Annotated in this window: 22 protein-coding genes, 2 pseudogenes and 1 riboswitch; of the genes and pseudogenes, 9 read left to right on the top strand and 15 right to left on the bottom strand. The window is 56.3% G+C overall.

Annotation, left to right across the window (positions count from 1 at the left end; genetic code table 11):
* Window positions 1-351 precede the first annotated feature (351 nt).
* The 4 genes from ACP90_RS27650 (at window position 352) to ACP90_RS27635 (ending at window position 4682) form a co-directional block, all read left to right on the top strand.
* A complete protein-coding gene (locus tag ACP90_RS27650) occupies window positions 352-546 on the top strand; it encodes a hypothetical protein (RefSeq protein WP_062492162.1) in 195 nt (64 codons plus the stop codon).
* A gap of 27 nt (window positions 547-573) precedes the next feature.
* The gene (locus ACP90_RS27645) at window positions 574-3426 is read left to right on the top strand and encodes an N-6 DNA methylase (protein WP_286145778.1); all 2853 of its coding nucleotides are present in this window, start codon (window positions 574-576) and stop codon (window positions 3424-3426) included.
* Window positions 3427-4143 carry a hypothetical protein gene (locus ACP90_RS27640; RefSeq protein ID WP_062492158.1) on the top strand — a complete coding sequence of 239 codons (717 nt, stop codon included), beginning with the start codon at window positions 3427-3429 and terminating at the stop codon, window positions 4141-4143.
* A gap of 314 nt (window positions 4144-4457) precedes the next feature.
* The gene (locus ACP90_RS27635; RefSeq protein ID WP_062492156.1) at window positions 4458-4682 is read left to right on the top strand and encodes a helix-turn-helix transcriptional regulator; all 225 of its coding nucleotides are present in this window, start codon (window positions 4458-4460) and stop codon (window positions 4680-4682) included.
* Here the strand turns inward: ACP90_RS27635 and ACP90_RS27630 are convergent.
* From ACP90_RS27630 to traA, 5 genes are read right to left on the bottom strand one after another with little or no spacing between them, the layout of a single operon-like run.
* On the bottom strand, window positions 4679-5047 hold the full coding sequence (locus ACP90_RS27630) for a thermonuclease family protein (RefSeq protein WP_062492154.1): 369 nt from the start codon (window positions 5045-5047) through the stop codon (window positions 4679-4681). The genes ACP90_RS27635 and ACP90_RS27630 overlap by 4 nt on opposite strands.
* A complete protein-coding gene (locus tag ACP90_RS27625) occupies window positions 5044-5670 on the bottom strand; it encodes a TraH family protein (protein ID WP_062492152.1) in 627 nt (208 codons plus the stop codon). Before ACP90_RS27625 ends, ACP90_RS27630 begins: the two co-directional genes overlap by 4 nt.
* Window positions 5671-5674: 4 nt before the next feature.
* On the bottom strand, window positions 5675-6913 hold the full coding sequence (locus tag ACP90_RS27620) for a conjugal transfer protein TraB (RefSeq protein ID WP_077294757.1): 1239 nt from the start codon (window positions 6911-6913) through the stop codon (window positions 5675-5677).
* Window positions 6834-7388, bottom strand: coding sequence for a conjugative transfer signal peptidase TraF (gene traF, locus ACP90_RS27615; RefSeq protein ID WP_062492228.1), 555 nt, complete (start codon window positions 7386-7388; stop codon window positions 6834-6836). Before traF ends, ACP90_RS27620 begins: the two co-directional genes overlap by 80 nt.
* Entirely contained in the window at window positions 7388-10765 is a 3378-nt protein-coding gene (gene traA, locus ACP90_RS27610; RefSeq protein WP_062492149.1) for a Ti-type conjugative transfer relaxase TraA, read from the bottom strand. The genes traF and traA overlap by 1 nt, the downstream gene beginning before the upstream one ends.
* A 216-nt stretch (window positions 10766-10981) precedes the next feature.
* Here traA and ACP90_RS27605 point away from each other — a divergent pair, with 216 nt between their 5' ends.
* From ACP90_RS27605 to traG, 4 genes are all read left to right on the top strand, one after another.
* Window positions 10982-12124 (top strand): hypothetical protein, encoded by a 1143-nt coding sequence (locus tag ACP90_RS27605; RefSeq protein WP_145915866.1) that lies wholly within the window; start codon window positions 10982-10984, stop codon window positions 12122-12124.
* 311 nt (window positions 12125-12435) lie between these two features.
* Entirely contained in the window at window positions 12436-12687 is a 252-nt protein-coding gene (locus ACP90_RS27600) for a TraC family protein (protein ID WP_062492145.1), read from the top strand.
* Window positions 12688-12733: 46 nt separating this feature from the next.
* Window positions 12734-12991, top strand: a complete 258-nt coding sequence (traD, locus tag ACP90_RS27595; protein WP_062492143.1) for a conjugal transfer protein TraD — start codon at window positions 12734-12736, stop codon at window positions 12989-12991.
* Window positions 12936-14840, top strand: a complete 1905-nt coding sequence (gene traG, locus ACP90_RS27590) for a Ti-type conjugative transfer system protein TraG (protein WP_265733584.1) — start codon at window positions 12936-12938, stop codon at window positions 14838-14840. Before traD ends, traG begins: the two co-directional genes overlap by 56 nt.
* Before the next feature lie 157 nt (window positions 14841-14997).
* On the opposite strand, the gene ACP90_RS27585 is transcribed toward traG, so the two are convergent.
* The 10 genes and pseudogenes from ACP90_RS27585 to repA form a co-directional block, all read right to left on the bottom strand.
* Complete coding sequence (locus ACP90_RS27585; protein ID WP_062492139.1) at window positions 14998-15285, bottom strand: hypothetical protein; 288 nt, start codon at window positions 15283-15285, stop codon at window positions 14998-15000.
* A gap of 304 nt (window positions 15286-15589) precedes the next feature.
* Window positions 15590-15934 carry a DUF736 family protein gene (locus ACP90_RS27580; protein WP_062492226.1) on the bottom strand — a complete coding sequence of 115 codons (345 nt, stop codon included), beginning with the start codon at window positions 15932-15934 and terminating at the stop codon, window positions 15590-15592.
* A gap of 275 nt (window positions 15935-16209) precedes the next feature.
* Window positions 16210-16941 (bottom strand): BID domain-containing protein, encoded by a 732-nt coding sequence (locus ACP90_RS28875; RefSeq protein ID WP_286145781.1) that lies wholly within the window; start codon window positions 16939-16941, stop codon window positions 16210-16212.
* Window positions 16942-17037: 96 nt separating this feature from the next.
* Window positions 17038-17928: pseudogene (locus tag ACP90_RS28870) on the bottom strand (Fic family protein); the annotation flags it as partial.
* 64 nt (window positions 17929-17992) lie between these two features.
* Window positions 17993-18199, bottom strand: coding sequence for an antitoxin VbhA family protein (locus tag ACP90_RS27570; protein ID WP_062492137.1), 207 nt, complete (start codon window positions 18197-18199; stop codon window positions 17993-17995).
* Between the two features lie 224 nt (window positions 18200-18423).
* Complete coding sequence (locus ACP90_RS27565; protein ID WP_062492135.1) at window positions 18424-18831, bottom strand: type II toxin-antitoxin system VapC family toxin; 408 nt, start codon at window positions 18829-18831, stop codon at window positions 18424-18426.
* Complete coding sequence (locus tag ACP90_RS28110) at window positions 18828-19070, bottom strand: type II toxin-antitoxin system Phd/YefM family antitoxin (RefSeq protein ID WP_082809967.1); 243 nt, start codon at window positions 19068-19070, stop codon at window positions 18828-18830. The genes ACP90_RS27565 and ACP90_RS28110 overlap by 4 nt, the downstream gene beginning before the upstream one ends.
* A gap of 114 nt (window positions 19071-19184) precedes the next feature.
* Complete coding sequence (repC, locus tag ACP90_RS27560; protein WP_062492133.1) at window positions 19185-20441, bottom strand: plasmid replication protein RepC; 1257 nt, start codon at window positions 20439-20441, stop codon at window positions 19185-19187.
* A gap of 223 nt (window positions 20442-20664) precedes the next feature.
* Window positions 20665-21666, bottom strand: coding sequence for a plasmid partitioning protein RepB (gene repB, locus ACP90_RS27555; RefSeq protein WP_062492131.1), 1002 nt, complete (start codon window positions 21664-21666; stop codon window positions 20665-20667).
* A gap of 3 nt (window positions 21667-21669) precedes the next feature.
* Window positions 21670-22864, bottom strand: a pseudogene (repA, locus tag ACP90_RS27550) (plasmid partitioning protein RepA).
* Window positions 22865-23133: 269 nt separating this feature from the next.
* Window positions 23134-23259: riboswitch (TPP riboswitch) on the top strand.
* Between the two features lie 91 nt (window positions 23260-23350).
* Between repA and thiC the strand changes: the two are divergent.
* A complete protein-coding gene (gene thiC, locus ACP90_RS27545; protein ID WP_062492128.1) occupies window positions 23351-25159 on the top strand; it encodes a phosphomethylpyrimidine synthase ThiC in 1809 nt (602 codons plus the stop codon).
* Window positions 25160-25446: the final 287 nt, after the last annotated feature.

The following is a 25446-nucleotide window of genomic DNA, read 5'->3' as shown; positions in this document are numbered from 1 at the left end:
ATCAACCACCATCACTCTATGCTGCGATGTTCCTTCGAAGCGACCTCGCATCGACCACGCAGAGAAGCATGTATCCAAACGGGATATTCTCACCGCCAGACACGGACCAGCTAGCGAGCAAACTGGTAGATCATGAACAGTATCGTCACGGAGATTGTCATGTGACACGTTTTGGCGCGACATGTGGTGCGACTGCTTTGAGGAAGAGGGCCGCTACGCGCCTTAATCACATCCATCCAGACGCGACAAAGAGTTCCGCTGCTCTTTCAGCCATTCTGTATTGCCCGATTGCTGGCCATACAGAATTCTGTTATTCGTTCCTCTGCTTGCGGTGAGCAGAGGAAAGTGGTCATGGCGATCAACACAACGAAGGACGCGCTGAATTCTACAAGCCGTCACTCCATAGAGAAGCTCGAAACTCTGAATTTCAAGGTTCCGGCCGACTTCAAGAAGGCATTTAAAGGTTATGCCGTTGCCCAGGGTATGACGATGGTTGACTTGCTTCGTGAAGGATTTGAACTCAGCAAAGACAATCGTAAGTCCTGATGCAGCCGATCAAAAGCGGAATATAGTATGTCCGTCAGCGGCGCGAAAACGGCTTGGATTGAGCATCTGGATGTCAGCAGTGTCCAGATTGATGGTCTAGTTCGGGTCGCAGGATATTTGCCTGATGGCCGTCCGCCCGAAGAAGTTGTGACCATGGAGAAGGCCGCCTCATATGGCGCCTACGCGGTGTTTTTCGAAGCGGGGAAACAAGGCAGGCCGGGGGCACCGCAAGCGTTCTTATTCGTCGATGATGGGCCTGCTAATAATCCGGCGTTTGCGGAGTTGCACAAACGAATCTGGAGTTGGGGCGGCGTTCCACTCCTTTATCGGCGGATACCAGGCCTGGTGCAGCTCTTCCGATGCGCCCACAAGGCCGATTTCATTTCGGCTTCGGGAGATCTAGTCTGCAAACCAGTTAAAACACTGGGACTCGCTTCACGTATAGTTGCAAAAGAAGCTTGGTGGGACGCAGAAAGACTGCGAAACAGCACGCTTTGGGATGATCCAGCAGCTTGCAAGCTACTTCTATCCGCGTCGAAATCGGCACATCGCCGGCTTGTCGATGCCGTTAGTGGCCTCCATTCTAGACTGAAGAGTAGTGGTCTACTGAACGCAGGGCTTCGACGCCGCCTTCTTATCCTTTCACTCCTCATTGCTTATCTGGAAGAACGCGGCGTTCTCCCAGCCGACTTTTTCGGGCAATTTACTGAAGGTGCCACGAGATTTTTTCATGTTCTTGAGGACGGTCCTGCGCTTGTACAACTTCTTCGATCTCTTGAAATGCGCTTCAACGGCCACATTTTCAGAATTCACGACGAGGACCGCGCCGCACTTGAGAACAGCACGGAACTTCAAGGTTTCAGCACGCTGATAGAGGCGCGGGTTGAAGCAGGAGGGCAGCTCAACCTCTGGGCGCTCTACTCTTTCCGCGATTTACCCGTCGAGGTTATCAGCCATATCTATCAGCTATTCGTTTCCGACACCGATAGCTCCGTCTATACACCTCCTTCGCTTGTCCGCCTCATGCTTGATGAGGCATTGAGCTGGCAACGACTTGACCGGGTGATCGACCGAGACGAACTCATCCTCGATCCTGCATGTGGCTCTGGTATTTTCTTGGTCGAGGCTTACAAGCGCCTCGTGCTGCACTGGAGAAGCCGAAACGGCTGGGCTAAACCTGGTGTCCATGTGTTACGCGCATTAGTCGAACGCCTTCGCGGGGTTGATGTCGAAGGTGGCGCGATCGAGCTAGCAGCATTCAGCTTGTGCCTGGCGCTATGCGACGCGCTGGAGCCTGAAGATATCCGCGCAAGTGTTCAGCTTTTCCCAAAGCTAAACGACCGTACACTAATAGAATCCTGCTTTTTTGAAGCAAAGGAGAAAAAACGCATTGTTGGCCCTATCGGCGTCGTTGTTGGTAATCCACCCTTCGTATCCGCCCTCAAGACGCAAGGTGCAATCCGAAGCTATCAGCGCTTCACAGAAGCTATCGGTACTGGGGCAGACAAGCAGATTGCGTACCTGTTCTTGCATGAAGCCATGGAACTTCTCGTTCCTGGGGGTACGCTCTCCATGCTTCAACAGTATAACCTGATCTACAACGCCAGCTCCGCACCTGTTCGCACTGCCTTTTTTTCACGTTGGGATGTGCGCGAAATCCTCGATTTTGTGTCGATTCGTGGATTGTTTAGCAAAGGTGGCGCAGACACTAAAATTGTCGCCGTCGTTGCGGATGCGGCTGAACCACCCAATAACCGCAGAATCTTGCACGCTGTTTTCCGTCGCGCTGGTCGTGCCGATGCCGAACAAGGTTTCGATATCGATTATTATGATTTGCATTGGCTACCGCGCAGTGACGTTCTCGCGGAACCCGGACCTGAAATTTGGCGTTCGGGTCTCTTGGGCGGGGCGCGCGCTTACAGCCTCGTCAAAAGGCTCAAGCAATATCGTACGCTTAAGCAGCATGCCGCTGAACGAGGGTGGCATGTTCGCGAGGGGTTCGTTGAGGGCCAGAAGGGTGTATCCCGGCCCTCTGATCACCTGATCGGCAAGCCACTTCTGCCCTCGACCGCTCTTTCCGTGACCGGCATCGACAAAAGCCAAATCACTGTAGTGCCAGACAAGCCGATTGAGGGCCCTCGCTCGGCCGAACTCTTCACTCCGCCTATGCTCTTGGTCCGCGAACATGAAGATTTGCCAAATGCGATTTGGTCTGAAGAGTATCTCACCTTTAAGAACCAGATCGTCGGATTCGCCAAGGCTGGCCGCGACGATCTAGAGGTAGTTGCACGCTGGCTCAAAACTGAGTCGATCGCGTTGCGCGCCTATGCAGCTGGGATCAGCACGAAGCTCTTCACCCAGAAGGCGACTAATATTGCCGGAGCTGATGTGCTTGCTTTGCCATTTCCTGAGGATGGCGATCTCGACCTCAGCGACAATGAGCGAATTGTTGCCGAGGATATCGTCCACCAGTATCGAGAATTCGTTCGCAAGGGCAACGAGTCTTGTCTTTTACGCGAGGATGCCTGCCAGGTACTTGACGACTTCGCACGTTTGTTCTGCAAGCAGATCAACACAGTTTATCAAGAAAAGCCGCTGATATCGCTGACACCGCGGCGCTGGTCAGGAATCGTCTGCCAGCCCTTCGTGTTTGGGACTGGGGTGATCGATTGGGACGGCGAAGATACGCTGCACGACAAGATTGATGTTCTACTAAGGGAACAAAAGGGCACGTCGGTTTCCATTACACGCATCGCAAGAATATATGACGGGCATTTTATTTTCCTTCTGAAGCCGGATCGTCTTCGTTACTGGCTACGTTCGGTGGCATTGCGCGATAGCGACGACGTATTGGCCGATCTTCGGGCGCAAGGATTTTGAATGCTGGCGGATTCTGACGGAGTTAATGTTCAGAGTGGGGGGTTCTCACCCGACCTACATCGTCCGAAGACTTGGCTTCATCAACTGATAACTTTCATTCTGGAAGAATTGCCGAGCTGGCGGGATCGTGGTGGTCGACCAACTGCGGATTCTGAAACACAACTAACCTCGCAACTCTGCGCTCACCTTAACGGCACCACCCGAAAATCTCCCGGCTGGGACGTTCTCCAGTTCCGCATCGAAGAGCCCGACGAAACGAAGCTTTCGCGCCGAATTGATCTCGTTGCAGCGCCAGCGGGAGAGGTCATCTGGATTGAAGGACGCCGGCATGACGATTTTGATACGCTTCTTCCAATTGAATGCAAACGACTTCCCACACCAAAGGGCAAGAACCGAGACAAGCGTGAGTATTTGCGCGTTGCGAACGGCAGCACTGGTGGCGTACAGCGCTTCAAGGCGGGATTGCACGGCGCTGCGCACGAACAGGCAGTCATGATCGCTTATGTGCAGACGGGCGGCATAGTGTCTTGGATCAACCGACTCGATTTCTGGATTCGCGCCCTATCTCGTGTTGGTATTTCCGGTTGGAGTCTTGATGATCGTCTGAATCTAGTCAGCCACGACACCAATCTGCGTATCGCCGTCCTATCATCCGAACACGAACGAGAACTCAACCTAAACAGAATTGAGCTTCGTCATTTGTGGGTCGAGATGTGAACGTCTCGGGTCAATTTCACCATCGAATAGACGTGAATCAACTAGCGGATAAGTATAGGAGCGGTGGCTGAAAATATCAAAAACATTTCGTTTGCCATCTATGTATATTCGTGACGAAGTTGTTCAAATACATTTCGCACGAAATTTGAAAACTAGGCCATTTAATAAACAGATTTGCGGAAAGCCGACATGATGACGTGAATAATGGCGACGCAGGCGCAAAAGTCTCTTAATACGGTCGCCCGTCAATCCCCATGTTTGACGAATAGAGAAGTTGATAAACTCTAATTTTGTAAGCTGCCAATCAAAAGCGCATGGACATGCGCCGCCTCGTCGGAAAAAATCTCACCCGCCTAAGAGATGAGCGGAATATGACGCAAAAGGAAATTGCGGCGATCAGTGGCATCAGCCAGCAATATCTGAGCAGCCTGGAACGCGGAAAACGGAACCCAACCGTTATTACAATCTATCAGATTTCATTGGCGCTCAACGTGGATCCGATGGAGTTTCTTCGACGGATCAAGAAGCCGAAAGATTAGCACCACGGCTCGCGATGTCCGTGCCACGGCCGGGCAAGCCCCTCGTTGATGAGAATTTGGCTTACGTCGTTGCCGTTGACCAAGACCCTTGCGAGGGTGCGGCCATACTTGTCCTTGCCATTTCGGAGGATCTGAATGCGTTGTCCGTTCGCCAACTCGGCGAGCCGGCGCTTGGCCTTCTTTGCCATCTGGATTTCATAGGAACATTTTCCGTCGATCTCGGCGGTATCCAGGCCGAGAACCCGCACACGCTCCGAGCCGTGCTTCATGCCGATCAGGAAACTGTCACCGTCCCAAACGCGCAATTGCTGTGGCTGGCATGTCGCAGCACAGAGATACACGGCAACAACGATGTGGCTGGTCATTCTCTGTTGAAGTCCCCTATTCCGGACAGATCAACGCCAATGTCCGCCTTGTTTGGATCCTGCGCCCATAGCTGTTGCCGGAGTTCATTCCTGGGGTCCGGACTCGCATTGTCAGCCTCTGGCGCCGGCGCTCCCTCCACTGAGGCGGCCGGGTCCGGAGCAGCCAGATCAACGCTCTCTCCTGGGTCTTTAGCCGTGAACACATACTCACCGTCGAAATACCCGGTCTGGTATGCCTCGATGGCATCTTCGAACGCCTCTTGAACCGGCGTGCCGTACCACTTCGTCACGACCCGATAGACGCGGGCGAACAGCGCGGTCCCGATTTTGATGTTGTTGCAGGTGTCGAACACATCCGCGGTGACCTGGGACTTGTCGGTGACGCCAATTCCAACGGGGTATTGCGTGAGCCCGACGCGCACGACGGCTTTGCCGAGGTGATCCTGAACCAGCTTCATCGCTTCTTCGGGTGATTTGACCTTCGGCACCAGAAACGTCTTCGATCCGGCACGAACGGTCACGTTCAACGGATCTTCTGATCCTGCCGCCGCAATGAACTCTTCAACGATGGCAGGGGTCAAGGAAGGGTCGGCACACTGTTCTATCAGGGCGGCATCTATCATGGCTTCACTCGTTGAATGCGATCACCAGCGGAACATCGAACAGCTTTGCCCAGGCTGTGACGCTGGCACGCTGAATAGCGGTAATGTTGCTTCCGCCGGTCCACCAGCCGTTGGCGATCGCCACGATGATATCGGCGTTCAAAGCCATGGATTGCAGGACAGGCCAGATAATCAACTGCTCGTAGCAGATCAACGGCGCTGCGCGATAGCCCGCGACAGGCATAACTGGATTGTAGAATATGTAGGCGTTGGCTCCGCCGCCGTCTCCTGTGAGCCGGCGCCAAGGCTGCCACATGGAAACCGGGACCGGCATGCGTTCGCGATAGAGGATCCGCGTGTCCGACTTCGCGATCTCCACCATCACCGTGTCATAGCCGCTCTTTTGAATGGCCGCGGCGCCCCCGATCACGGTCACTGACAGATCCGACAAAGCATCTGTCCAGAGCCGTTCCGTCGTCGGAGTCCATAGTCCTAAAGCGCTCTCGGGCAGGACCGCTACCTTAGCCCCCTGCCCGGCCGCCTTGCGAACCATGGCGATTGTTTCCTGCTGCTGCTCATAACCGGCGTGCTGTCCAGCCCCTTCATAGCGGAAAGTGGTGTTGATGCCGGTCCAACCCTCAATTACGTTCGGGTCCGTCCAGAATGCGGCGGACCAAGCAGCACATCCGGCGACAATCGGGACCGCGATCCTCCAAAGGCTTGTGGTCATCATGAGCAACAGGATCGCGGTCGCTGCCAGTCCGAACCAGCTCCATCCCGGAAAGAGCACGCCGGCCGCAGTGATCGGGCTGGCCCAACCCATGATTCCGAAGGGTGGCAAGCTCATCAGAACGCTTGCGATTAGATACCGCAGCATTCGCGGCCAACCGGATCGGCCCGACCACAGCGCGGAATAGACGGCGACAAAGACGAGAGACGCTGCGAACCAAAGGCCGATTCCGATAGCATATTGGGATCCGAAGAATATGGACGCGCCCTGCGGCAAGCCTCGTGAGGCTCCGAGGAAGTGCGCCGCTGCCACCAGCGCCGCCACGGATCGGGACGGAGAATAGGCCCAGAAAGCCGGAAACAGCATTCCGGCCGGCAGCAGAAGCACGTTGCCGGACCAGCCGATTGTGCCGGTCGCAATGCCTCCCAGGACGCAAAGCAGACCCCGCGCGAATTTAGGGCTGGAAGGTGAGCACTTCTCGCGCCAGGCCGAGAATGCCGCTCGCCGGGATGGGGCCAAAATATCTTGAATCATAAGAAGCCACGTAATCGGAATGAACAAAGATATCGCCCGCCGGAACGATACCCCCGGCATAGGCGGTCAATGGACGCCCCTGCTCGTCCTTCGCCTGGATGGAAGAATGCGCCAGGAGCTCGCCATCGACGGCAACCTGATTGCCCTCGATGGTGACGGTCTGTCCCGGCAAGGCCACAACGGTTTTGATGAGCGGTGCCATGCCGCCGTTGCACAAACCTGCAGGAAGATAGAGCCGATCGCGCGCCAGTTCGATCGCCGGCGAATTCGCCGGCGGACAGATGAACAAGGTGTCCCCCCGGCGAGCTTCCCTGGACAGTTCCTCGATCCGCCAAAGTCCGAGTGGGAAACTCGGTGTGGTGTTGATCCGGTAGCCGCCGAGAAAACCGGCGGCGGCAATGCCGCCAATCGCTAATCCGGCCAGCGACAGGATTGCCAAGGCTTTCCGCTTGCCCCATCGCCGCGCCTTCTCTATCACCGGATCATGCCCTGATCTTTGACCTGTTCCTTTTTCAACACCTGCGCTTGAGCTTTCTCCTGGGAACGCTTCTTTGCATCGACTTTCTGCAGCGCGTTGAACTTCGGCCATGCATCCGCAAGCTTGCTCCGATCTTCATCGGCAACCCGGGCGGCGGCCTTTTCAAAGGCAGGCCCCTCCGGTTTGAGACCGGCCATGAACGTTCTCTCGCCGAACCTCTGGTCCAGCTTCGCGGCGACTTCACCGAGCTCGGCCTCGACCATCTTGTCCGCCAGAAGGAAGGACAGGCCCGCATTCAGGTCGTTGCGGTCGATGGCATCGCGGATCCGCGACAAGACGCCATCGGCCGCCGGCGACAGCGCCGGCACATCGACGCGCGACAGATCCCGCTCCCGTTCCAACTCCACCGTGCGCAAGTCTCCGATCTCGGCCCTGAGACGGATGTAGTTTTTCACATCGTCGCTGAGCTGCGGAACGTTGTTCAACGCCTGCTCGCGAGCTTCGCGAGCGGACTTGCCCGCAAGCATTCCCGTCTTGCCGCGTAGCGATCCGAACTGTTCGGGCGCATTCGCCAATTCTTCAGCGAGCTTATCGCGGGCGGACACCTGCTCAGCGCCACTCGATTTCACGATGTCATCGATCCGCATCGACTTTACGGCCTCGTCCGGCTGCTCATAGACGAGACGGGCGCGGTTCTGGATTTCAACCCAATGGGCTGTCAACGTTGCATCGGACTGCAATTTGGCCTCCACAGTCTCAGTGACGGATAGTGCCCATTCCTCAACGCCTTTGATCCAGGGCTGCAGCGGGGCCGCCTGTTCGCGTGGCTCTGTTTGGACGGTAAGTGCGTTTGTGGCAAGACCGCGTGAACCAATGCCAAGCTTTGCGCCGAGCACGGCTAGCCGCTCGCCGAGCGCCAAGAGCTTCGCCCTTTGCTCGCCAAACCAACGGCGCTGGTTCTGCACCTTGGCCTTCGCAACCCGAAGTCCGTAGAGACCCCGACTGCCCGCGTAGCTGAGCGCCTGGGCATAGAGTTCCGAGCCCGCATAATCGAGCGTCGTATCCTTGGCACCTTTCTTGGAAAGAACCTCGACCAGGCCGCCATTCTTCGCAAACGACAACGCTCCGTGATAGAGCTTCACGTCTTCCCGGTGCCTGGTCATCGCGACATAGGTCAGATGCCGGTCCAGCGAAAGCGTTGCCAGAACCTTGACCTTGTCGACGGTCGCGCCTTGAGATTTGTGGATCGTCGTCGCATAGCCGTGATCGACATTGCGATAGGTCTTCTGGTTGACCTCGACGCGCCGGGTTTGATCCGATCCCCCACTACCACCAACAGCCCCGATCTCTGCAACAATGCGCCCCTCACCCGCTTCGACCACGCGGCCGATCATGCCGTTCTTGACGTTTAGGTCTCGGTCGTTCTTCAGGAACACGATCTGATCGCCAGCAGCAAAGAACCGTTCGCCGTCCTCGGTACGGAACTTGTGCCCTTCCTCAATCAGACCGCGTTCAATGAGCGTGGCGCGTGCCAACTTGTTGAGCTCAAAAACATCAGCTCGAAGATGGGCAAGCATCAGCATCGACTTCGAGGGATCGTAGTCGGCCGACCAGTCATCGATCATGCCTTTGATGACCTGATCCTTGAGCGGCATGCTGACAACGTGACCGTTGGCGCGATACGCGTTGATCGCTTTGGCGACATCGCCCCGTGCAAGATCCATGGACGCATCGCGCATCCACTGTTCGCGCTGACGGTAGATCGTGCCAAGTTCCGCGTAGCCCGTTCGGCCCGTCAGGGACCGAAACGCGGCACCGGCTTCGATCGGCTGCAGCTGCTCCGCGTCCCCGATCAGAATGAGCTTGGCTCCGGCCTTCGCGATCGTCTCGACAAAGACGCACATCTGCCGACTATCGACCATGCCCGCCTCATCAATCACAAACACGGTCTTTCTATCCGGAAGCCCCTCACCCCGCGCCCACGACAATTGCCAGGACGCCAGGGTGCGCGATGCGATTCCAGCTTCCTTCTCCAGCCCCTCGGCCGCCTTGCCCGCCAGGGCGGCGCCGGCGACATGATAGCCGTTCGACTCCCAGACCTGACGGGCGGCTTTCATCATCGTGGTCTTGCCCGCCCCTGCCCGGCCGACAACGGACGCCATTCGCTCATCGGCCGTGATGCGCTCAATCGCAACACGCTGTTCATCGGAAAGCTGCTGGATCTTGGAAAGGACCGCGGCGCGAGACCGCTCATCGACGCCATGGGAGGAAGCGGAAACAAGGTGATCGGCCCGCCGCGCCATCTCCGATTCGAGCCGCATCATCTCCCGGCTGGTGAGCTTCGCCGGTTCCATTTCGCAGGTTTCCGGATCAACCGCTTCGACGGCGAGCTTCACGACATCCGGGGAATTCAGAACGCGCGCCAGCAGGTCCTGGAACTTACCCGGATCGTCCACATAGCGATGAAGGTATTTTGCAATGTCCCGCTCATCGAAAACGCTCTTCTCGCGTGTGATCGCATCAATGACAATTTCCGGGCGGCGTTTGATACGCCGAACGTTCTCCAGGCAACTTTCCGCATGCCAGACCGCTCGTTCCAGATCGGCTTCACGTCCTTGGGCTTTGGCCTCTTTGGCAATGTTGCGAGCCTGAACTCCGATCTTGGATGTCGGGCGAAGCTCGATCCCCTGAGCCTCATAGCTGCGGTGATCGATCCGCGTTTCCTGGCCGGCTTGCTCCAAACTCTTGTTTGCATGCGTGGCCCAAAGCTCCCGCCACTGTTTCAGCGTTTCCTTGTCGCCAGCCCATGCCTTGTACTGGATCTTGCCGTTCTTCTGACCTCCCGCCCGAACCGGTTCTCCTTTCGCATCGAGAAGCGTTTCCCACTTCGACCCGAACCCCGCCTCCGTCAAAGGAGCCATCGTCAGCATGACATGGACATGCGGATTGTTTTCTTTGTCGTGATAGACCCAATCCGCAATCATGCCTCTCGATGTGAAGGCTTCGCGGACATAGCCTTGGACGAGGGCAACGTTCTCTTCGCGGCTCAATTCCGACGGCAGCGCGAACACGATCTCGCGGGCAAGCTGCGCATTGGCGCGGGTCTCATGCGCCTCGACCGCATTCCAAAGAGCCTCGCTCGCGCCGGCGACACTCCGCCCGTCGATCAGTGTCCGGAACCACTGTGGCGTCTGATCCGGCAGCGCCAGTTCCTCATGAACCAGATCGCCGTCCTTATGGGCGTAGTTGAATTTCTTGTGGTCCAGATCGTTCGATACCGTCATCTGGGTACGATGCCGGTATGCCGCCGCCGCGACACTCGACCGGCCTTCGCTCCGGGAGATCACCTGAACATGGAAATGATAGATGGCCATGGAGGGCGCTGAACCTGCGGGCGGCGATGATGGGGGCGAACGGTGGCGGGTTGAAGCGAGCGAAGCGAACAGCCAAGCCTCTGAAATTCATTTCAAGGGCCTGGCGTCAAACTTCGCGACAGAGTTGCGAAGACACTTGACGCTTAGCATACCGGGATTGTATCCACAATCCTATAAGTGCGCATTAGTAAGTTCTGCTTGAAAGCAGTCCTCTTAATGAGCAGCCGCCATGCGGCGGCTGGGCGCAAGCCCATCTCTTCGGTTTCAAGTCGCGAAGCTCATTTTCTGAAAAAGGCATTTCCAAACATGTTTGGCTGGCTCATTCGCAGAAAAGCGCAAACACAGGTCACTCCACCCGCCCCCACCTCTGAACGACAAGCTCCAAAAGTCGAAGCCAACCCAAAGGCGGCCTCGACACTGAAGACCGAAACACGCTCTTTTTCACTGGAGAGGGTCAGGCTTCAGAATGCGATGGGCTTTAAGGTCAGCCACGACGATTTGCCTGACAGCTTCCCGCTTCACTATTTCACCAAACGTCCTTTGCCGAATGGATCGATTGCGCTCTTTCCCGGCACGTGGGCTGCGGAAACACTGGAAATCAATCTGCCCATCCGGACGACGGAACAAGCCGACGCCCAGGAGGCGGGAGCGCAGGTAGAGAATGAAAGCGCTCTCATCGATCTGAGGAAGGTCGATAAGATCCCTGCCGAGCTGGATCTCTTCTTGCCGCTCTTCGCCAAAAGCGAAATCCAGCCACTCATGATTGACATGATCCCCGAAACCTCCTTCGGCGCATCCCTCGCAAACATCCTTACGCAAGGGAGCTGGAACGCGTTGCGGCTTGAGGCTACCGCGCGAAGCGGCGGCTGTTGTCAGGTCTGCGGTGACAAGCCCCAATCAATCGAGTGTCATGAGCTGTGGGAGTATCACACTCCGAAACGCCGCGACGCTGTATCGGATACGCGCGGCGTTCAAACTCTCGTAGCGTTGCTTTCCTTATGCAAGGCTTGTCACCGGATGTTTCATCCGGGTCGCGCTGATGCGCACGGCCAGTCTGACGAAGTGTGGGAGCGCATTGCCTGGGCAAACCGCTGGACGGGCGAACAGACTGCCGCCTATTCCCGTATCGTTCAAAAGATCTGGCAACGGCGATCTGCGATCACTCGGGATCTTGATCTAAGGCTGGTTCGCAATTGGGAACTTGTAGTCAGAAAGGCGAAAGTCAATATGCTTGATGACGGCCGTCTCCAGGATCTCATATCGGATCGCATCACCGGTCTGCTCGGCGTCAACTGGCGCTTTTCCAAAGAGAGCGAATTTCAAAAATCGTTGCCTCTTCCGGATTGGTTGACTGTCTAACCGACCTCCCGCCCGGATCTGGTTTACCACAGGCTACGGCTTTCTCTTCGGCGCTTGATGGGGAGCGCGTTCAAGCCTCCGCCCGCTCCGTCCGGTTTTCCTCAAAACCGGACTGCGGCCCTTCGGGCTGGAAAACCAGATCCTCAAAACCCGCATTTCGAAACCGATAGGCCCATCTCTTTTTACCTGAGCGGACTCCGCATGGGTTGAACGAACGGCTCCCGCTGCAACCCGTCTCGACACGGAGTCCCCGACCCGTTAAGAGCGAACCATGCCGCACCGGCAACCATTCACTTGAAGAGGATTATTTCATGGCTCCACGCACTGCCAAAACCGCCTCCGAACAGATCGACGACATCGAAGCACAGATTGCGAAACTGCAGCAGCGCAAAAAGGAAGTGCTCAAGAAGCAGTCCGAGCGCGTTGCCAAGCTCGTCATGGAGAGCGGCCTGGCCGATCTCGACATTGACGAGGCAGAGCTCTCCAAAGCTCTGAAAGATGTTGCTGCCCGATTTCAAAACCCGGCCACTCCACAAGCTCACACTCCGGCTCCGCAAAATTGAGGGGCAATTCCGAACTCTCGAAAATCGGATAAAGCGGGCTCGGTTCATGGACCGCAAGAAAGACGCAAGAGAGAAGATCCAGCTCGGCGGCCTCATCGTCAAAGCCGGACTTCGCGAAACCGACAAGGCCATCCTTCTCGGCATCCTCACCGATGCCGCGAAACAGCTTGGCGATACAAATCAGCGCGACAGATGGCGCGCGATCGGAAAGGCGGCGTTCAAGGATGACAGTCAAAAGGGCAATGTTGATGCTGATCCCGATAGCCCTCATGCTGGCGGCGGTGTGGGGCTTGAGCGGGATTGAGACGAAGATGGCCGCGCTCGCCACAAATCAAAAAGCCTACATGATGCTCGGCAGGATCGGGCTCACCCTCCCCTCCCTCGTCGCTGCCGGCCTCGGTCTCATTGTTCTCTTTTCAGCGCGCGGCAGCCTCGACGTTAGCTGGGCTGGCGTGGGCGTACTCATCGGCGGCCTGATGGTGTTCACCATCGCGGCGCTCCATGAGGTGCTGCGGCTGAATTCATTTTCGTCTCAGGTGCAGCCTGGGACAATCCTGCAATATGCCGATCTCTATTCGCTCAGTGGTGCAACCGGCGCGCTCTTCGTCGGCCTGTTCGGATTGAAGGTCGGCCTGAAAGGAAACACGGCGTTCGGCGTCAATCGGCCGAAACGCGTTTCCGGCCGACGGGCCATCCATGGCGAAAGCGACTGGATGGACAACGCGATGGCTGCAAGGATCTTTCCGGAGCAAGGCGGAATTGTCCTGGGTGAGCGCTACCGGGTCGATAAGGATAGCGTGACGGAGGTCAATTTCGATCCGCGCCATAAGGAGACCTGGGGCAAAGGCGGCAAGGCTCCCCTCGTTGCATTCGATCAGGGGTTTGGATCAACCCACGGCATCGTCTTTGCCGGATCGGGCGGCTACAAGACGACATCGGTAGTCATTCCGACCTGCCTTAAATATCCTGGTTCGATGGTCGTCCTCGATCCATCGACAGAGATAGCGCCGATGGTATCTGAGAGCCGCAGCGCGATGGGACAGAAGGTTATCTGTCTCGATCCAAAGGAATCTGACGTCGGTTTCAATGTCCTCGATTGGGTCGGACAGTTCGGCTCGTCAATCGAAGAGGACATTGCGACGGTCGCGGCCTGGCTCATGTCGGAAAAGCCGCGGCTTGCATCCGGCGCCGATGACTTCTTCCGCACCAATGCGGAACAGCTCATTACCAGCGTAATCGCGCATGTGGTCTTTTCCGATCAAGAGAACGCCACGGGAAGTCGGTCGCTGCGCGCCGTGCGGAGCATTCTGACGAAACCGGAGGAGAACCTGAAAGAGTTCCTGGCCGACATCCACGACACGGCTCCGACCGAGTTCGTGAAAGAGCTTGTCGGTCCGTTCATCAACATGACGCCTCAGACCTTCTCGGGCGTCTATGCGACCGCGGCCAAGGAAACGCACTGGCTTTCCTATGACAACTATGCGGCGCTGGTATCCGGCAACACGTTTGGAACGGATACGATTACCAACGGTCGGACGACGATCTTTCTCAACATCGATCTGTCCACTCTGGAAAATCATCCCGGCATGGCCCGTGTGATCATCGGTGCGTTCTTGAAGGCTGTCTATAACCGGGACGGCAACGTCAACGGCCGGGTGCTCTTCATGCTGGATGAGGCTGCGCGCCTCGGCTACATGCGCATCATCGAGACGGCCCGTGATGCCGGTCGCAAATACTGCATCTCGCTCTTGATGCTATTTCAGTCTCTCGGACAGATGCGGGAAGCCTTCGGCGGGAAAGATGCCACGTCCAAGTGGTTCGAATCCGCGTCCTGGGTCTCCTTCTCCGCGATCAACGATCCGGACACGGCCCGGTACATTTCCGACCGCTGCGGCATGACGACAATCGAGGTGGAACAGGTCAGCCGCTCCTCGCGCGGTGGTCATGTCACCCGTAACCGGTCCCGCCAGCTCTCTCAGCGTCCTCTCATCCAGCCGCATGAAGTTCTGCAAATGCGATCCGACGAACAGATCATCTTCACCAGCGGCAACGAACCACTGCGTTGCGGCCGGGCCATGTTCTTCCGACGGAACGACATGACCGAGAAAGTCGGCGCGTCCCGGTTTGGCAACTCAAGCCAGGCGAAGAACTGATGAAAAGCAGGATTATCAAACGTCCTATCGGGGTAGGTCCCTGGGGATAGAAGTTCGGCGATACCCTACCAAGACGGTCTGGCGCGCTCGATGCGCGCCAGGCTGTCACCATGATGAAGACTGCGAGAGGGCTTTCGCCCTCTCGCGATTGAACGTTTCAAAAGCCAATATCGAGAAATGCGGCTGTCCGGCCTGACGCCTCCAGAATGGCAAGGGCGCGCGGGTTGGCCTTCAGTGCCTCTTGAGCGGCGGCTAGACGATCCCACGGTTCAACGTTTTCAAAGACTTCCTGTTCGCCGTAAGCATCGACAAATCCGCAGTACTGCGGTTCCGTTTTAAGAGCGTCTAGTCGAAACTGCACGCTGGCGATCACTTGATAAGCCTCGCGGAGCTCGGCCCAGTAAGCTGCACTGCCGCCGTCGATGGTGTTGACTTGATTGATCATTGATTTGTCCTTTCGTTTTTCTGACGAAAGGTCCCCACTTCTGCACGACGAGGGAGTCAAGGACCGCGCAGCGGCCGGCGGAGCCGGTGAGTGGGGGAGCCGATTTTCTCGTGGACGCGCGCAGCGTGGCCGCGTGAAAATTGGGGGAACCGCTCATCCTTTACTCGTGAGGAGTTGGAGTACGATGGGCTTTCACAGAAGAAGCATAAACCTCCCGGCTGGGTGATGCCTCATCGGCAAGCGGAGCGCGCAGGGCGAAGCCCGGAGATCAATTGGGCCTTTCATCGGCCCGAAGGCCGGGGGATTAACCCCGGCGATCGCTGTTCAGATAGTCATTCGGAATGACGGCCTGAAGTGCATCGTCATCCTGATCCGGATACCGGCCGAGGTTCGCGTAGAACTTCGAGTGGCCCGTGTTGATGGTGAGCGAAAAGTACGGATCGCCGTTGGCGTTGTTTCGCTCCCAGATGCCACCGATATCGATGCGCTTGCCGGCTGGGCTCTTGGCATAGAGCCGGAACTTGGGGGCTTTCTCGTTGTCGCTGTGCAAGGCTTCGCCGGTCACATCGACGTCGAAGGCCAGAGTTGCAATGTTGCCTGTGAGCTTGTCACCGGCGAACTGGATGTAGTTGGTGAGGTTGTCGGTCATCTTCCGGTTCCTTTTGTTCGAATTGCCGATGGACAAAAAGAACGGCCGCCAAGAGCGCGGGCCGCACCCCGAAGGGACCGCAACGCCAGTGCAGGACCGCAGGGCGGGAAGAATTTGGGTAGCGAGGAGCCGGGAACCGGCGGGGAAATTCTTTGCGCCCAAGGTTGAGGACGAGCTCAAGGCCGTATTGTCCAATCGTCGGCATATTCGGATAGCTCCAATGGGAACCGGAAGATGACCGGCCCCCTGCCCTCTCCGCAATCTGTTTCGCCTGGCTAGCAGACTGGCCCGCCCTTGCCTCGCTCCGCCGACTTCGCTTGTTCCAGCTTGCGGGCTTCCTGTCGAACACGAACCCGCCCCTTGTCCAGCACTTTCAAGGTGCTCTTCACCCGCTCTATCTGTTTGGGATCGAGGCCGTGTTTCTGGGAGAGCTCCGCATGCCTTTCAGGCTTCATGTGCGCACGGATCTCCCTCAAGTCCGTGCCGAAGCGTTTTTCCAGCGTGGCCATCACCTGCCGGAGCTCGGCCTTGTGCGCCTCGGTCAACGGCATGGTTTCCTGAATGGCTTTCATCAGCGATTGGCTTGGCGCGCTGACCTCAACCCGCGCCTGGTCGACAACGGCGCGGCGCTCCTGGGCCATCGTCTTGCGGATCCCGTGCACCACGTTGATGTGGGTTTCCACGATGGCACGCAGGTTCACGGTACCGGCAAGGGCATTCCGGCGCGCAAGCCGCTCTTCGCGGCTGGAAGTTATGCCGCCTCGCCCTGCGAGTTTGCCGAATTTCTCGGGACCGTCCTTCAATTCATAACCCAGCGAGGCATCGCCAAGTTTGCCCAGTTCTGCGGCGTCTTTCACCCGATTGATAACCTTTTGAGGATCCGCGAAGACGACCTTGAGATGGCGCTCCAGGCTCTCGGTCGATTTGATGGCAGCTTTTGAAACCGCAAGCCGGTCCTGCAGCTCCTCTCTCGTCACCTCGGGGCTGAGCACCTTTTCCGGCACCATGACGCCGGCGGCTTCATAAACGAGAGATTCAAGGCGCTCCTTGGTGGAGCTAAGAACACGTTCGGCATTCTGTGCCGGCGGCTGGCCCAGAATGGAAAAATCCGATTGGACCGTGATCGTGATTTCTGCATCGCCTGCCGGCAACCTGACAGGAAGGTCCGCCCGGTCCAGCGCGACGATGCCCTTTTCGGTCAACAGGCTGGCAACGCGGTCGCTGTGTCCCAGGATTTGACCGGTCAGGGTTTCGCCTGGACGGGATGCGCGTACATTGTGGTCGAACGGGTTCTCTCCAAGCCGTTCCAGATCCGAGAGTGCGCCCCGGATGGCCTCCCGCCGATTGGGATTTAGGGAGTCCTCGAGGAGATGTTGCATCAACGGGCTTTTCGGATCGTGGGTCGTCTCGATGGAGGCCTCGATCATGCGTGCCTTGGTGATGACGGATAAATCCACCTCGCGGCCATAGTGCTGACCGAGCATCGTAATGAAGGCTTCCTGGGCGCGGCCATTGCCTTCCCGAAAGGGGTGAACGTAGTTGAGCTCCGACAGCGCCAGGGCCGCCCGTCTGGCGAATTCTTCCGGAGTGGCCGATTTCATGACACTCTGGTCTTGAATCGGCTTCAAGGCTTCGTTCAAGCCCAATTCCAGACGGGAACCGTGCAAAAAGGACGTTCCGCCTTTCGATATGACGCCGATCGGCTCAACGCGCTCGCCATCAATGACAGGGCGTTCGTTCCGGGTATGCCCTGCCCACTCGTAGACATCCTGAAAAATGAACCGGTGTATGGCTTTTAAGTGAGCAGCGTCGAAGTTGCCCGAGGGGCCACGGCCTTGAACGACTTCTGCCATCCGCGAGGTCGTTAGCGCGTATTCGGCGGTCGTCAGATCACTTCGGGTTCTGAGGTTCAACTTGTTCCGCAGGACGCCTGAGCGCTCCGGATCCCCTGGAACGTCCGGATAGGTGTAAGAGCCTTTTTGTTCGTTGCTCAAACAGAATTCCTCACAAAAATAAGCCGCCCATTCCGGGGCGGCCTGGACCTTCTCTGAAGGGAATTCAGGACTTTTGAAAGCGGGCCATCATCTCGGCGCGGTGCTCTTCAATCGTTATGTCGCCGGCGACATAGCGAGCGTTGGCGTTTTCCAGAACCGGATCATGAACATAGCCCTGCCGTTTGTTCGCTGCGGTGGCTTGCTCAATGGCTCTGCGGCGCTGTTCCACGGCTTCCGGGGAACGATCTGGACGGGAGGAATGAACGTTCATGGGGTAGTCTCCAAACTACGGACCTAGCAACTGACGCCATAGAGAGCCTGAACCGGGAAAAGTTCCTAACTCTCTAACCTATAATAGCATTTTTGGCTGTCGAAGGCGAATGCCGAGCGTGTTTGCCGTTCATCTACCGAAGGTCCGGCCTTGCAAGCGAGCGATCGGCAAAGCTTATCCCGGATTTCGTCACCGAACGCGGATCTGGCAATCAAGACTTCCAATCAAACGAATGGATCGACAAGTTGCACGCCTGTCGGTTCAAAATCAGACGCGTTCCCGGTAACGACCCATCCGTTACGGGTCAAAGCCTGAGCAGCAATCATCAGATCAGCGCCGTTGTGACCAATTCTCGCGGAGAGCTCACCCCAACATAAGGCATCTGATGCGGTAAACTCCAACAACCGGTCTCCAAACATTGAAACCGTCCGGTCCAACCACTGACGAAGATGCTTGGCAAAATCCATATTCCGCCGTTCCTGAAGCCGGATTCCTCTTTCAATTTCGCCAAGCGTGACAACGCTCACATAGAGCGTTTCCTCCGGCTTATCCGACAACCAGGCAGCGACCTTGGGCGCTCTTTCCGCACGCCTTGCGGCAGTAATCACGTTTGTATCCAGAACATAGATCAAAATTCGACATCCCGGGGCGTTACCTTTGATCGCTCAATGCCCTCTCCCGGGAAGCTGAGGACATGGTCTGCAAAGCTCTCGCGCCGCCCCTTCGCTTCTCTGAGAAGCCGGCGATACTCTTCCGAGGAAATAACGACGACAGCTGGTTTGCCTCTGCGGGACACTTCCTGAGGCCGGCCAGCCATTGCGGCTTCAACCACAGCGCTGAATCTGTTCTTTGCATCTTGAAGAGAAATCATCTCGCCCTCACTAACTGGCTAGCTATCTAGCTAGATAGCATTTTCTTCATCGATTTCCAAGTCTATCGTGTGGTCAGCGCAAGTTTTCGCCGCCCGGTCCGCGCGTCCACCGCCTCACACCAGCCCATGCAGAGACTTGTGAAGGTGGAGTTTGCCCTCCCCTGCCCTGTCAATCATGGCGCGGAAATACCCGCCGGGCGAAGCAATGTGCTCCGGATCCCGCAGCGCCTTCTCTGCGACAACCACAAGGCAGGCCGCGGCCAGATATCTGCCTTGCCGCTCGACAGCGAGCTGATATCCGGCTGGACTTAGGCCGATCAGCAGGCGCAACTGTTCAGCAGCTCCACAAAGGGCTGGCCAACTGTTCAAGTTGATCCCGGTTTCTGCCTGTACCGATGAACATGCCGACTGGATGAGTCCTATGGAAACGCCATCCAGGTTGGTTTCGGGTAATTTGCTTGGTCCTGCCCTGCCCGCTTGCGATTTCGGCCGTTGTGTTTCCGAGCGACCGCCGCAAGGCTCTTTTTCAAGAGCCATTTCAACGGCGAAGCCGTTGTCAGAAGGAAACTTAGTGTCTTGCTCGTTAGAGCAAGTCCGCTGAGAATTACTTCTAAGAGAGTCGGTTTGGGTTGTAATAGATAAAGGGCTGACATCAATGTCACCCGCGGATGACAATTTATCCTTTATTTCCAACGAGTGGGCGTCATGGAGAGCCAGAATTTCCGTGTAGATCGTTTCCAGGATCCCCGCCTTTTCCACGACAGTCAGTTCATCCCGGTTCACAACTGAATGGGCCCGTGCTGCAAAGCCGTGAAACTCCGCAGGCTCCAATTCGACCACGTCGGCGATCGCCCGTGAAAAGCGCGTGACGGCCCGCTTGGCTTCCTGCTCTGCCTTAATCCGGCGCTGGAACGCATCCGCCTGAGCCTTGAAGGCTTCCAAGTTGAAGCATGCAGGCGTGAAGTCGAGCCCGTAGGCCTGCGCGAAATCTCCGTCTGAACCGCGGTACATATAACGGCGCCCAGTCGGGCTGTCCCGATAGGCAAGCACTCCGGCTTCGACGAGCTTCTTCAGGCAGCGGGTGACGGTGCGTGTGGTGCGCCGTGTGTATTCGGCGAGCCGTTGATTTGAGATCGCCACCACCGGCCGTTTCCCTGTCTGGAAGTCGTCCGCCTGGACGAGGCCCAGGAGAATATCCAGGACATGGTAGGCCGTGCCATCAATACCAAGCGCCGGCGCGACGCGTTTCAGAACCAGGGAGATTTCCTTTTTGGTGACCTTCGGCCGATCCTCCTGGGACGCCAGATGCGCGCTCGCAAGGATCCCGGCAGACACCTTGCGAAAACTCGCTATCTGCTGAGACGAAGACATAAGTCCTCCTTTGCCGGAAGCGCATAAACGCGACCGGACACTGAGTGTTCAGATGCGAGACAAGCAAAAAGACGCAAGAAATCGTGCTCTGCTCAAAGACAGAACTTGCGTTGCGCTACAAGTGATTCTATGATTTTAGCTGCTACACATAGAGCATAGGCACTCGTGCTTATCTCAAGTTTGGACCCGCCCTTGTGGCGGGTTCTTTCGTTTAGAGCCTCATTTACTCCCCCCTCTCTTTCATGTAATCCGCATAGAGACTGTTCAGTTGAGCCTTCAAAAACTCATCGAATCCTGGAGCTTTAGCTCCATTTACGGTGAACGTAGTGCCGCTTTTGGTCGATCTGATCGTCACCGGTACGTGCTCAACATGTTGGACCACCATCTTTGGTTTTTTCGGCTTTATTGCTTTCTTCGCGCTGCGAAGCACGAATTCGAAACGCTCGTCCGAAGTCAGCACTGCGATGTTGTCCGCGGACAACATTTCTCGAAGTGGCTTCCAATCAACCAATTTTGCTAACTCAGCAAGTTCCATCCATTTTCGTCGCCCTGTACCAGGAGCGGCGCCAATCGCAACAATCAATTCGACGGGCAATTCTTTGATCAGCTTGATCATTTTTGATACAGCCGCTCTGTCCACTTTGAGCGCAGATATAATGACATTCCGCTTGAACTTTTGGTCTTCCAATCGCGCTGCAAACAACGCACGTTCTATATAGGAAAGATTGGTTCTGGCACTGTTTTCCTGCCCTTGAAGAACGACCAGTTGCTCATCGTTCAACTCCCGAACGACAGCCTTGACCTTTCGATTGAGGCTTCTGGCCGCCCGAAGTCTACGATGGCCGAATGCCACCTGCATGCGACCCTTTTGAGCCGGGTTTGGACGAACAAGGATTGGTACTAATTGCCCGTGCTCATCGATTTGTTGAACAAAGTCCCTCTCGACTTCCGGGTCCGCTTCCAAACGGTCGCGAACAAATGAATCGTCTATTTGAGAGGGATCCAGTTCAACGACCTTTTGTCCTTCCAACAGTTGCCGTTCTAATTCACTAGCACGGTCCATCTGACTTGAGAGTGAGCCAAGAGTTTTTGCGATGCCTCCAACCGGTGAACTTGACCGTCTATTTGGCGTGATGCCCGCCAGTGGGCGATCCGATTTATTTGGATCCCCTTGGATTTCACCATCCTCGTCCGACGAAAAACTGATCAGGTCTTTGCGTGCCATCCCTTACCTCCGTCCCCAAGTCACGTTTAAGAGGTCTTCGATTTCCTGGTTCACGAGAGACATAGATTCCATTGCGCGATCATAAGTACCGCGCACAAATTGGCTTCTTTCGACTTCATACAAAGTTTGCTTGGTAACACCGGCATCAGAAATAGCAGTAGATTTAAGCATCGCATGTTGAAGCATGCGATTTCCAAATATTGAACGCATAAACCCGGTCATCTGGCTTTGTGGTCCATCGTTTGGTTCGAAGCGAGTAACCAAGTAACGCATCCAATCATAGCTGGTACGCCCTCCGGCCTTTTCGACAACACTCATCAATTCAGCTGTCATAGAAAGAAATTGGGACATAGACATAACGTCCAACATCTGTGGATGTACGGTGATCAATACTCCTGTGGCCGCACTTAAGGCCGACATCGTTAGAAAGCCAAGCTGAGGTGGGCAATCAATGACTACAACGTCGTAATAGCTTTCAACGCTTGTCAGCACCTCCCCTATTCGGGCGAAAAACATGGACGCTGAACGTCCTTCAGACATTGCTTTGGGCGTTTCATGCTCGAATTCCATCAATTCAAGATTGCCTGGAACAATATGGAGGTTTGGCGTATATGTGGATCGAATGATTTCGCTTAAGGCTCGAGGGTCTTCATAACGGATAGCACCGTAAAGCGTTTCTCCCTCGTCGACATCTAGTTCGGGTTGATGTCCGAACATCGCTGACAATGATGCTTGTGGATCAAGGTCAATTGTTAAAACGCGGTATCCACGCAACGCCAAGAACTGAGCCAAATGAGCAGATGTGGTGGTTTTTTCCGGAACCACCTTTGAAGTTCATTACAGTGATAACCTGAAGCTTTTCATCTCCCCGACGGATCGGCACATATTTTGGCGTGCCATTTTTCTCGTCCAAGACCTGACGTATATGATCCATGTCCTCGACAGAATATGTGCGCCTACCGTTCTCGTTTGGTTCGGGGCCATGCCCATCAGCGGCGACCTGACGTAAATAGCCTTCCTTAATGCCAATCAATTTAGCTGCTTCTGCAGGCGAAAATCTTCGGATAGTCTTTTGAGAAGCAGGTGGAAAGATTTTTCGTTGATGTATCTGCAATTGATGAGCGAGCTCATTCGCGTCCGCCGAAAGTGTCGTTGGCAGGTGTTCAGCAGCACCTTCAACCAGAAGATTGGTGTCCATCTCGAAAAATCCTCGAACTGCGCATTTTTGAAAACTACGCCTCAAACTGCGCTGTTACAATATGCTCCGATTCGTTACCAATTTACAAACGCTTAACCAAGTGCATTTTTCAGCCTAGTTTCGACAAGAACTTCGCATTGTTGTCCGCGGACAACTTTTTGGAGTCACCCGGCACATTTCCTTCAACCTTTTGCCGCCAAAGTGACAGCACTTCCTCGTCGAGCCAAGCATCTCTGTATTGACAAACGCACGTGGATGATGGCCGATGGCAACGTTACCAGGGGTGCCCCGGCAAGGGGCTGAGATACTGCTGGGCCGTTGATTGATGGCAGCGCAGTGACCCGTTGAACCTGATCCAGTTCATACTGGCGTAGGGACGGTGCAAGCGCTGCAGTACGACGTTGCCCAGAATCCGGAGCGTCATGGCGTCTTTCCATCATTCCGGCTTCGAACTGGGTCTCCAACTTGAAAGATTGGAGCCTCAGAATGAACATTGCCACCAAGACTATTACGCCCGAAATCACCAAGGGGCCGCTGCCTGCCTCTACAAAGGTTTACAAGCCGGGCGAAATTCATCCCGATATCCGCGTACCAGTGCGCGAGATCGCAGTCCATCCGACCGCCGGCGAACCGCCCGTCACGGTCTATGATGCCTCCGGTCCCTATACCGACCCGACCCAGGCGATCGATATTGAGATGGGACTGCCGCGCCTTCGCGCCGAGTGGATCGCCGCCCGCGGTGACACGGAGGAATATGAGGGCCGCATGGTCAAGCCGGAAGACAACGGCTTTGCCACCGGCGAGCGCCTGACACTGCAATTCCCTAACCTGCAGAAACCGCGCCGCGCCAAAGACGGCAAGACCGTCACCCAGATCGCCTATGCCCGCGCCGGCATCATCACGCCAGAGATGGAATACATCGCCATCCGGGAAAACCTTGGTCGCAAGGCTGCAAACGAAAAGCTTCCCCGTGATGGAGAGAGCTTCGGCGCGGCGATCCCGGATTTTGTTACACCGGACTTCGTCCGCGAGGAAGTCGCCCGCGGGCGCGCGATCATCCCAGCCAATATCAACCATCCGGAAGCGGAGCCGATGATCATTGGCCGGAACTTCCTGGTGAAGATCAACGCCAATATCGGCAACTCTGCCGTCACCTCGTCGATGGCGGAGGAAGTCGAGAAAATGGTCTGGGCGACTCGCTGGGGCGCCGACACCGTCATGGACCTATCGACCGGGCGCAACATCCACAACATTCGTGAATGGATCATCCGGAATTCGCCGGTTCCGATCGGCTCGGTGCCGCTCTACCAGGCGCTGGAAAAGGTTGGCGGCATTGCCGAGGACCTTACCTGGGAAGTCTTTCGCGACACGCTGATCGAGCAGGCCGAACAGGGCGTCGACTATTTCACCATCCATGCCGGTGTCCGGCTCTCCTACATTCCGCTCACCGTCAACCGCGTTACCGGCATCGTATCGCGCGGCGGTTCGATTATGGCCAAGTGGTGCCTGCATCATCACAAGGAGAGCTTCCTTTACGAGCATTTCGAGGAGATCTGCGACATTTGCCGTGCCTACGACGTTTCCTTTTCACTTGGTGACGGCTTGCGTCCGGGCTCGATTGCCGACGCCAACGACGCAGCGCAGTTCGCCGAACTGGAAACGCTCGGAGAGCTGACGAAGATCGCCTGGGCGAAAGACTGCCAGGTCATGATCGAAGGCCCTGGTCATGTGCCGATGCACAAGATCAAGGAGAACATGGACAAGCAGCTTGCGGTCTGCGGCGAGGCGCCGTTCTACACGCTCGGACCGCTGACGACCGACATCGCGCCGGGTTACGACCATATCACCTCGGGCATCGGTGCCGCGATGATTGGCTGGTTCGGCACGGCGATGCTCTGCTACGTCACGCCGAAGGAACACCTCGGCCTTCCCGACCGCAATGATGTGAAGACCGGTGTCATAACCTACAAGATCGCCGCCCATGCCGCCGACCTCGCCAAGGGTCATCCGGCAGCGAAGGTCCGCGACGACGCCCTGTCGCGCGCCCGTTTCGAGTTCCGCTGGGAGGACCAGTTCAACCTCGCGCTCGATCCGGAAACGGCCCGTTCGATGCATGACGAGACCTTGCCGAAGGAAGCCCACAAGGTCGCGCACTTCTGCTCCATGTGCGGTCCGAAATTCTGCTCCATGCGGATTTCCCACGATATCCGCGACGCTGCTCGTCAAGAGGGCATGGAGGCGATGGCAGTCAGATATCGTGCTGGCGGCGATCTCTACATGCCAAAGGATCTGTAGTTCATTCGCAGAGGGGAGGGGAGATTCGAGGGGAGGGGGTTAGGGCTCCCTTCGCCCGATGGCCTACCGCTCGATGCGGTAGGCGAGCGGAATGGGCTCCAAAATCGGTATTTTGATAAAAGGCCTTTGCTCAGCTATTCCGGGAGCGGTCCTGCGGCACCGTTTCACGGTTTTGTCACGCTTGGCCGCCGTTTTTCACGTTTGCACACTACCGGCCGATGTCGCGAGGACATCCGATTGCCTGTTTGACATCCATCATTTGGAAAATTCAGAGAATTGACTTATAT

Origin of the sequence: Labrenzia sp. CP4 (assembly GCF_001579905.1) — a bacterium.
Taxonomy (GTDB): domain Bacteria; phylum Pseudomonadota; class Alphaproteobacteria; order Rhizobiales; family Stappiaceae; genus Roseibium; species Roseibium algicola.
The sequence above is the reverse complement of the archived record's forward strand: the minus strand, read 5'-3'. Positions and strand labels throughout refer to the sequence as shown.

What these genes read in the sequence shown, in the direction of transcription:
- ACP90_RS27650 (WP_062492162.1), top strand. Translation starts at nt 352, where the DNA reads ATGGCGATCAACACAACGAAGGACGCGCTGAATTCTACAAGCCGTCAC.
- thiC (WP_062492128.1), top strand. Translation starts at nt 23,351, where the DNA reads ATGAACATTGCCACCAAGACTATTACGCCCGAAATCACCAAGGGGCCG.
- ACP90_RS28110 (WP_082809967.1), bottom strand. Translation starts at nt 19,070, where the DNA reads ATGATTTCTCTTCAAGATGCAAAGAACAGATTCAGCGCTGTGGTTGAA.
- ACP90_RS27625 (WP_062492152.1), bottom strand. Translation starts at nt 5,670, where the DNA reads ATGATAGATGCCGCCCTGATAGAACAGTGTGCCGACCCTTCCTTGACC.
- ACP90_RS27585 (WP_062492139.1), bottom strand. Translation starts at nt 15,285, where the DNA reads ATGATCAATCAAGTCAACACCATCGACGGCGGCAGTGCAGCTTACTGG.
- traA (WP_062492149.1), bottom strand. Translation starts at nt 10,765, where the DNA reads ATGGCCATCTATCATTTCCATGTTCAGGTGATCTCCCGGAGCGAAGGC.
- ACP90_RS27640 (WP_062492158.1), top strand. Translation starts at nt 3,427, where the DNA reads ATGCTGGCGGATTCTGACGGAGTTAATGTTCAGAGTGGGGGGTTCTCA.
- ACP90_RS27605 (WP_145915866.1), top strand. Translation starts at nt 10,982, where the DNA reads ATGAGCAGCCGCCATGCGGCGGCTGGGCGCAAGCCCATCTCTTCGGTT.
- ACP90_RS27570 (WP_062492137.1), bottom strand. Translation starts at nt 18,199, where the DNA reads ATGAACGTTCATTCCTCCCGTCCAGATCGTTCCCCGGAAGCCGTGGAA.
- traG (WP_265733584.1), top strand. Translation starts at nt 12,936, where the DNA reads ATGCTGATCCCGATAGCCCTCATGCTGGCGGCGGTGTGGGGCTTGAGC.
- ACP90_RS27630 (WP_062492154.1), bottom strand. Translation starts at nt 5,047, where the DNA reads ATGACCAGCCACATCGTTGTTGCCGTGTATCTCTGTGCTGCGACATGC.
- ACP90_RS27580 (WP_062492226.1), bottom strand. Translation starts at nt 15,934, where the DNA reads ATGACCGACAACCTCACCAACTACATCCAGTTCGCCGGTGACAAGCTC.
- repC (WP_062492133.1), bottom strand. Translation starts at nt 20,441, where the DNA reads ATGTCTTCGTCTCAGCAGATAGCGAGTTTTCGCAAGGTGTCTGCCGGG.
- repB (WP_062492131.1), bottom strand. Translation starts at nt 21,666, where the DNA reads ATGGCACGCAAAGACCTGATCAGTTTTTCGTCGGACGAGGATGGTGAA.
- ACP90_RS27600 (WP_062492145.1), top strand. Translation starts at nt 12,436, where the DNA reads ATGGCTCCACGCACTGCCAAAACCGCCTCCGAACAGATCGACGACATC.
- ACP90_RS27645 (WP_286145778.1), top strand. Translation starts at nt 574, where the DNA reads ATGTCCGTCAGCGGCGCGAAAACGGCTTGGATTGAGCATCTGGATGTC.
- traD (WP_062492143.1), top strand. Translation starts at nt 12,734, where the DNA reads ATGGACCGCAAGAAAGACGCAAGAGAGAAGATCCAGCTCGGCGGCCTC.
- ACP90_RS27635 (WP_062492156.1), top strand. Translation starts at nt 4,458, where the DNA reads ATGGACATGCGCCGCCTCGTCGGAAAAAATCTCACCCGCCTAAGAGAT.
- ACP90_RS28875 (WP_286145781.1), bottom strand. Translation starts at nt 16,941, where the DNA reads ATGGTGCCGGAAAAGGTGCTCAGCCCCGAGGTGACGAGAGAGGAGCTG.
- ACP90_RS27620 (WP_077294757.1), bottom strand. Translation starts at nt 6,913, where the DNA reads ATGATTCAAGATATTTTGGCCCCATCCCGGCGAGCGGCATTCTCGGCC.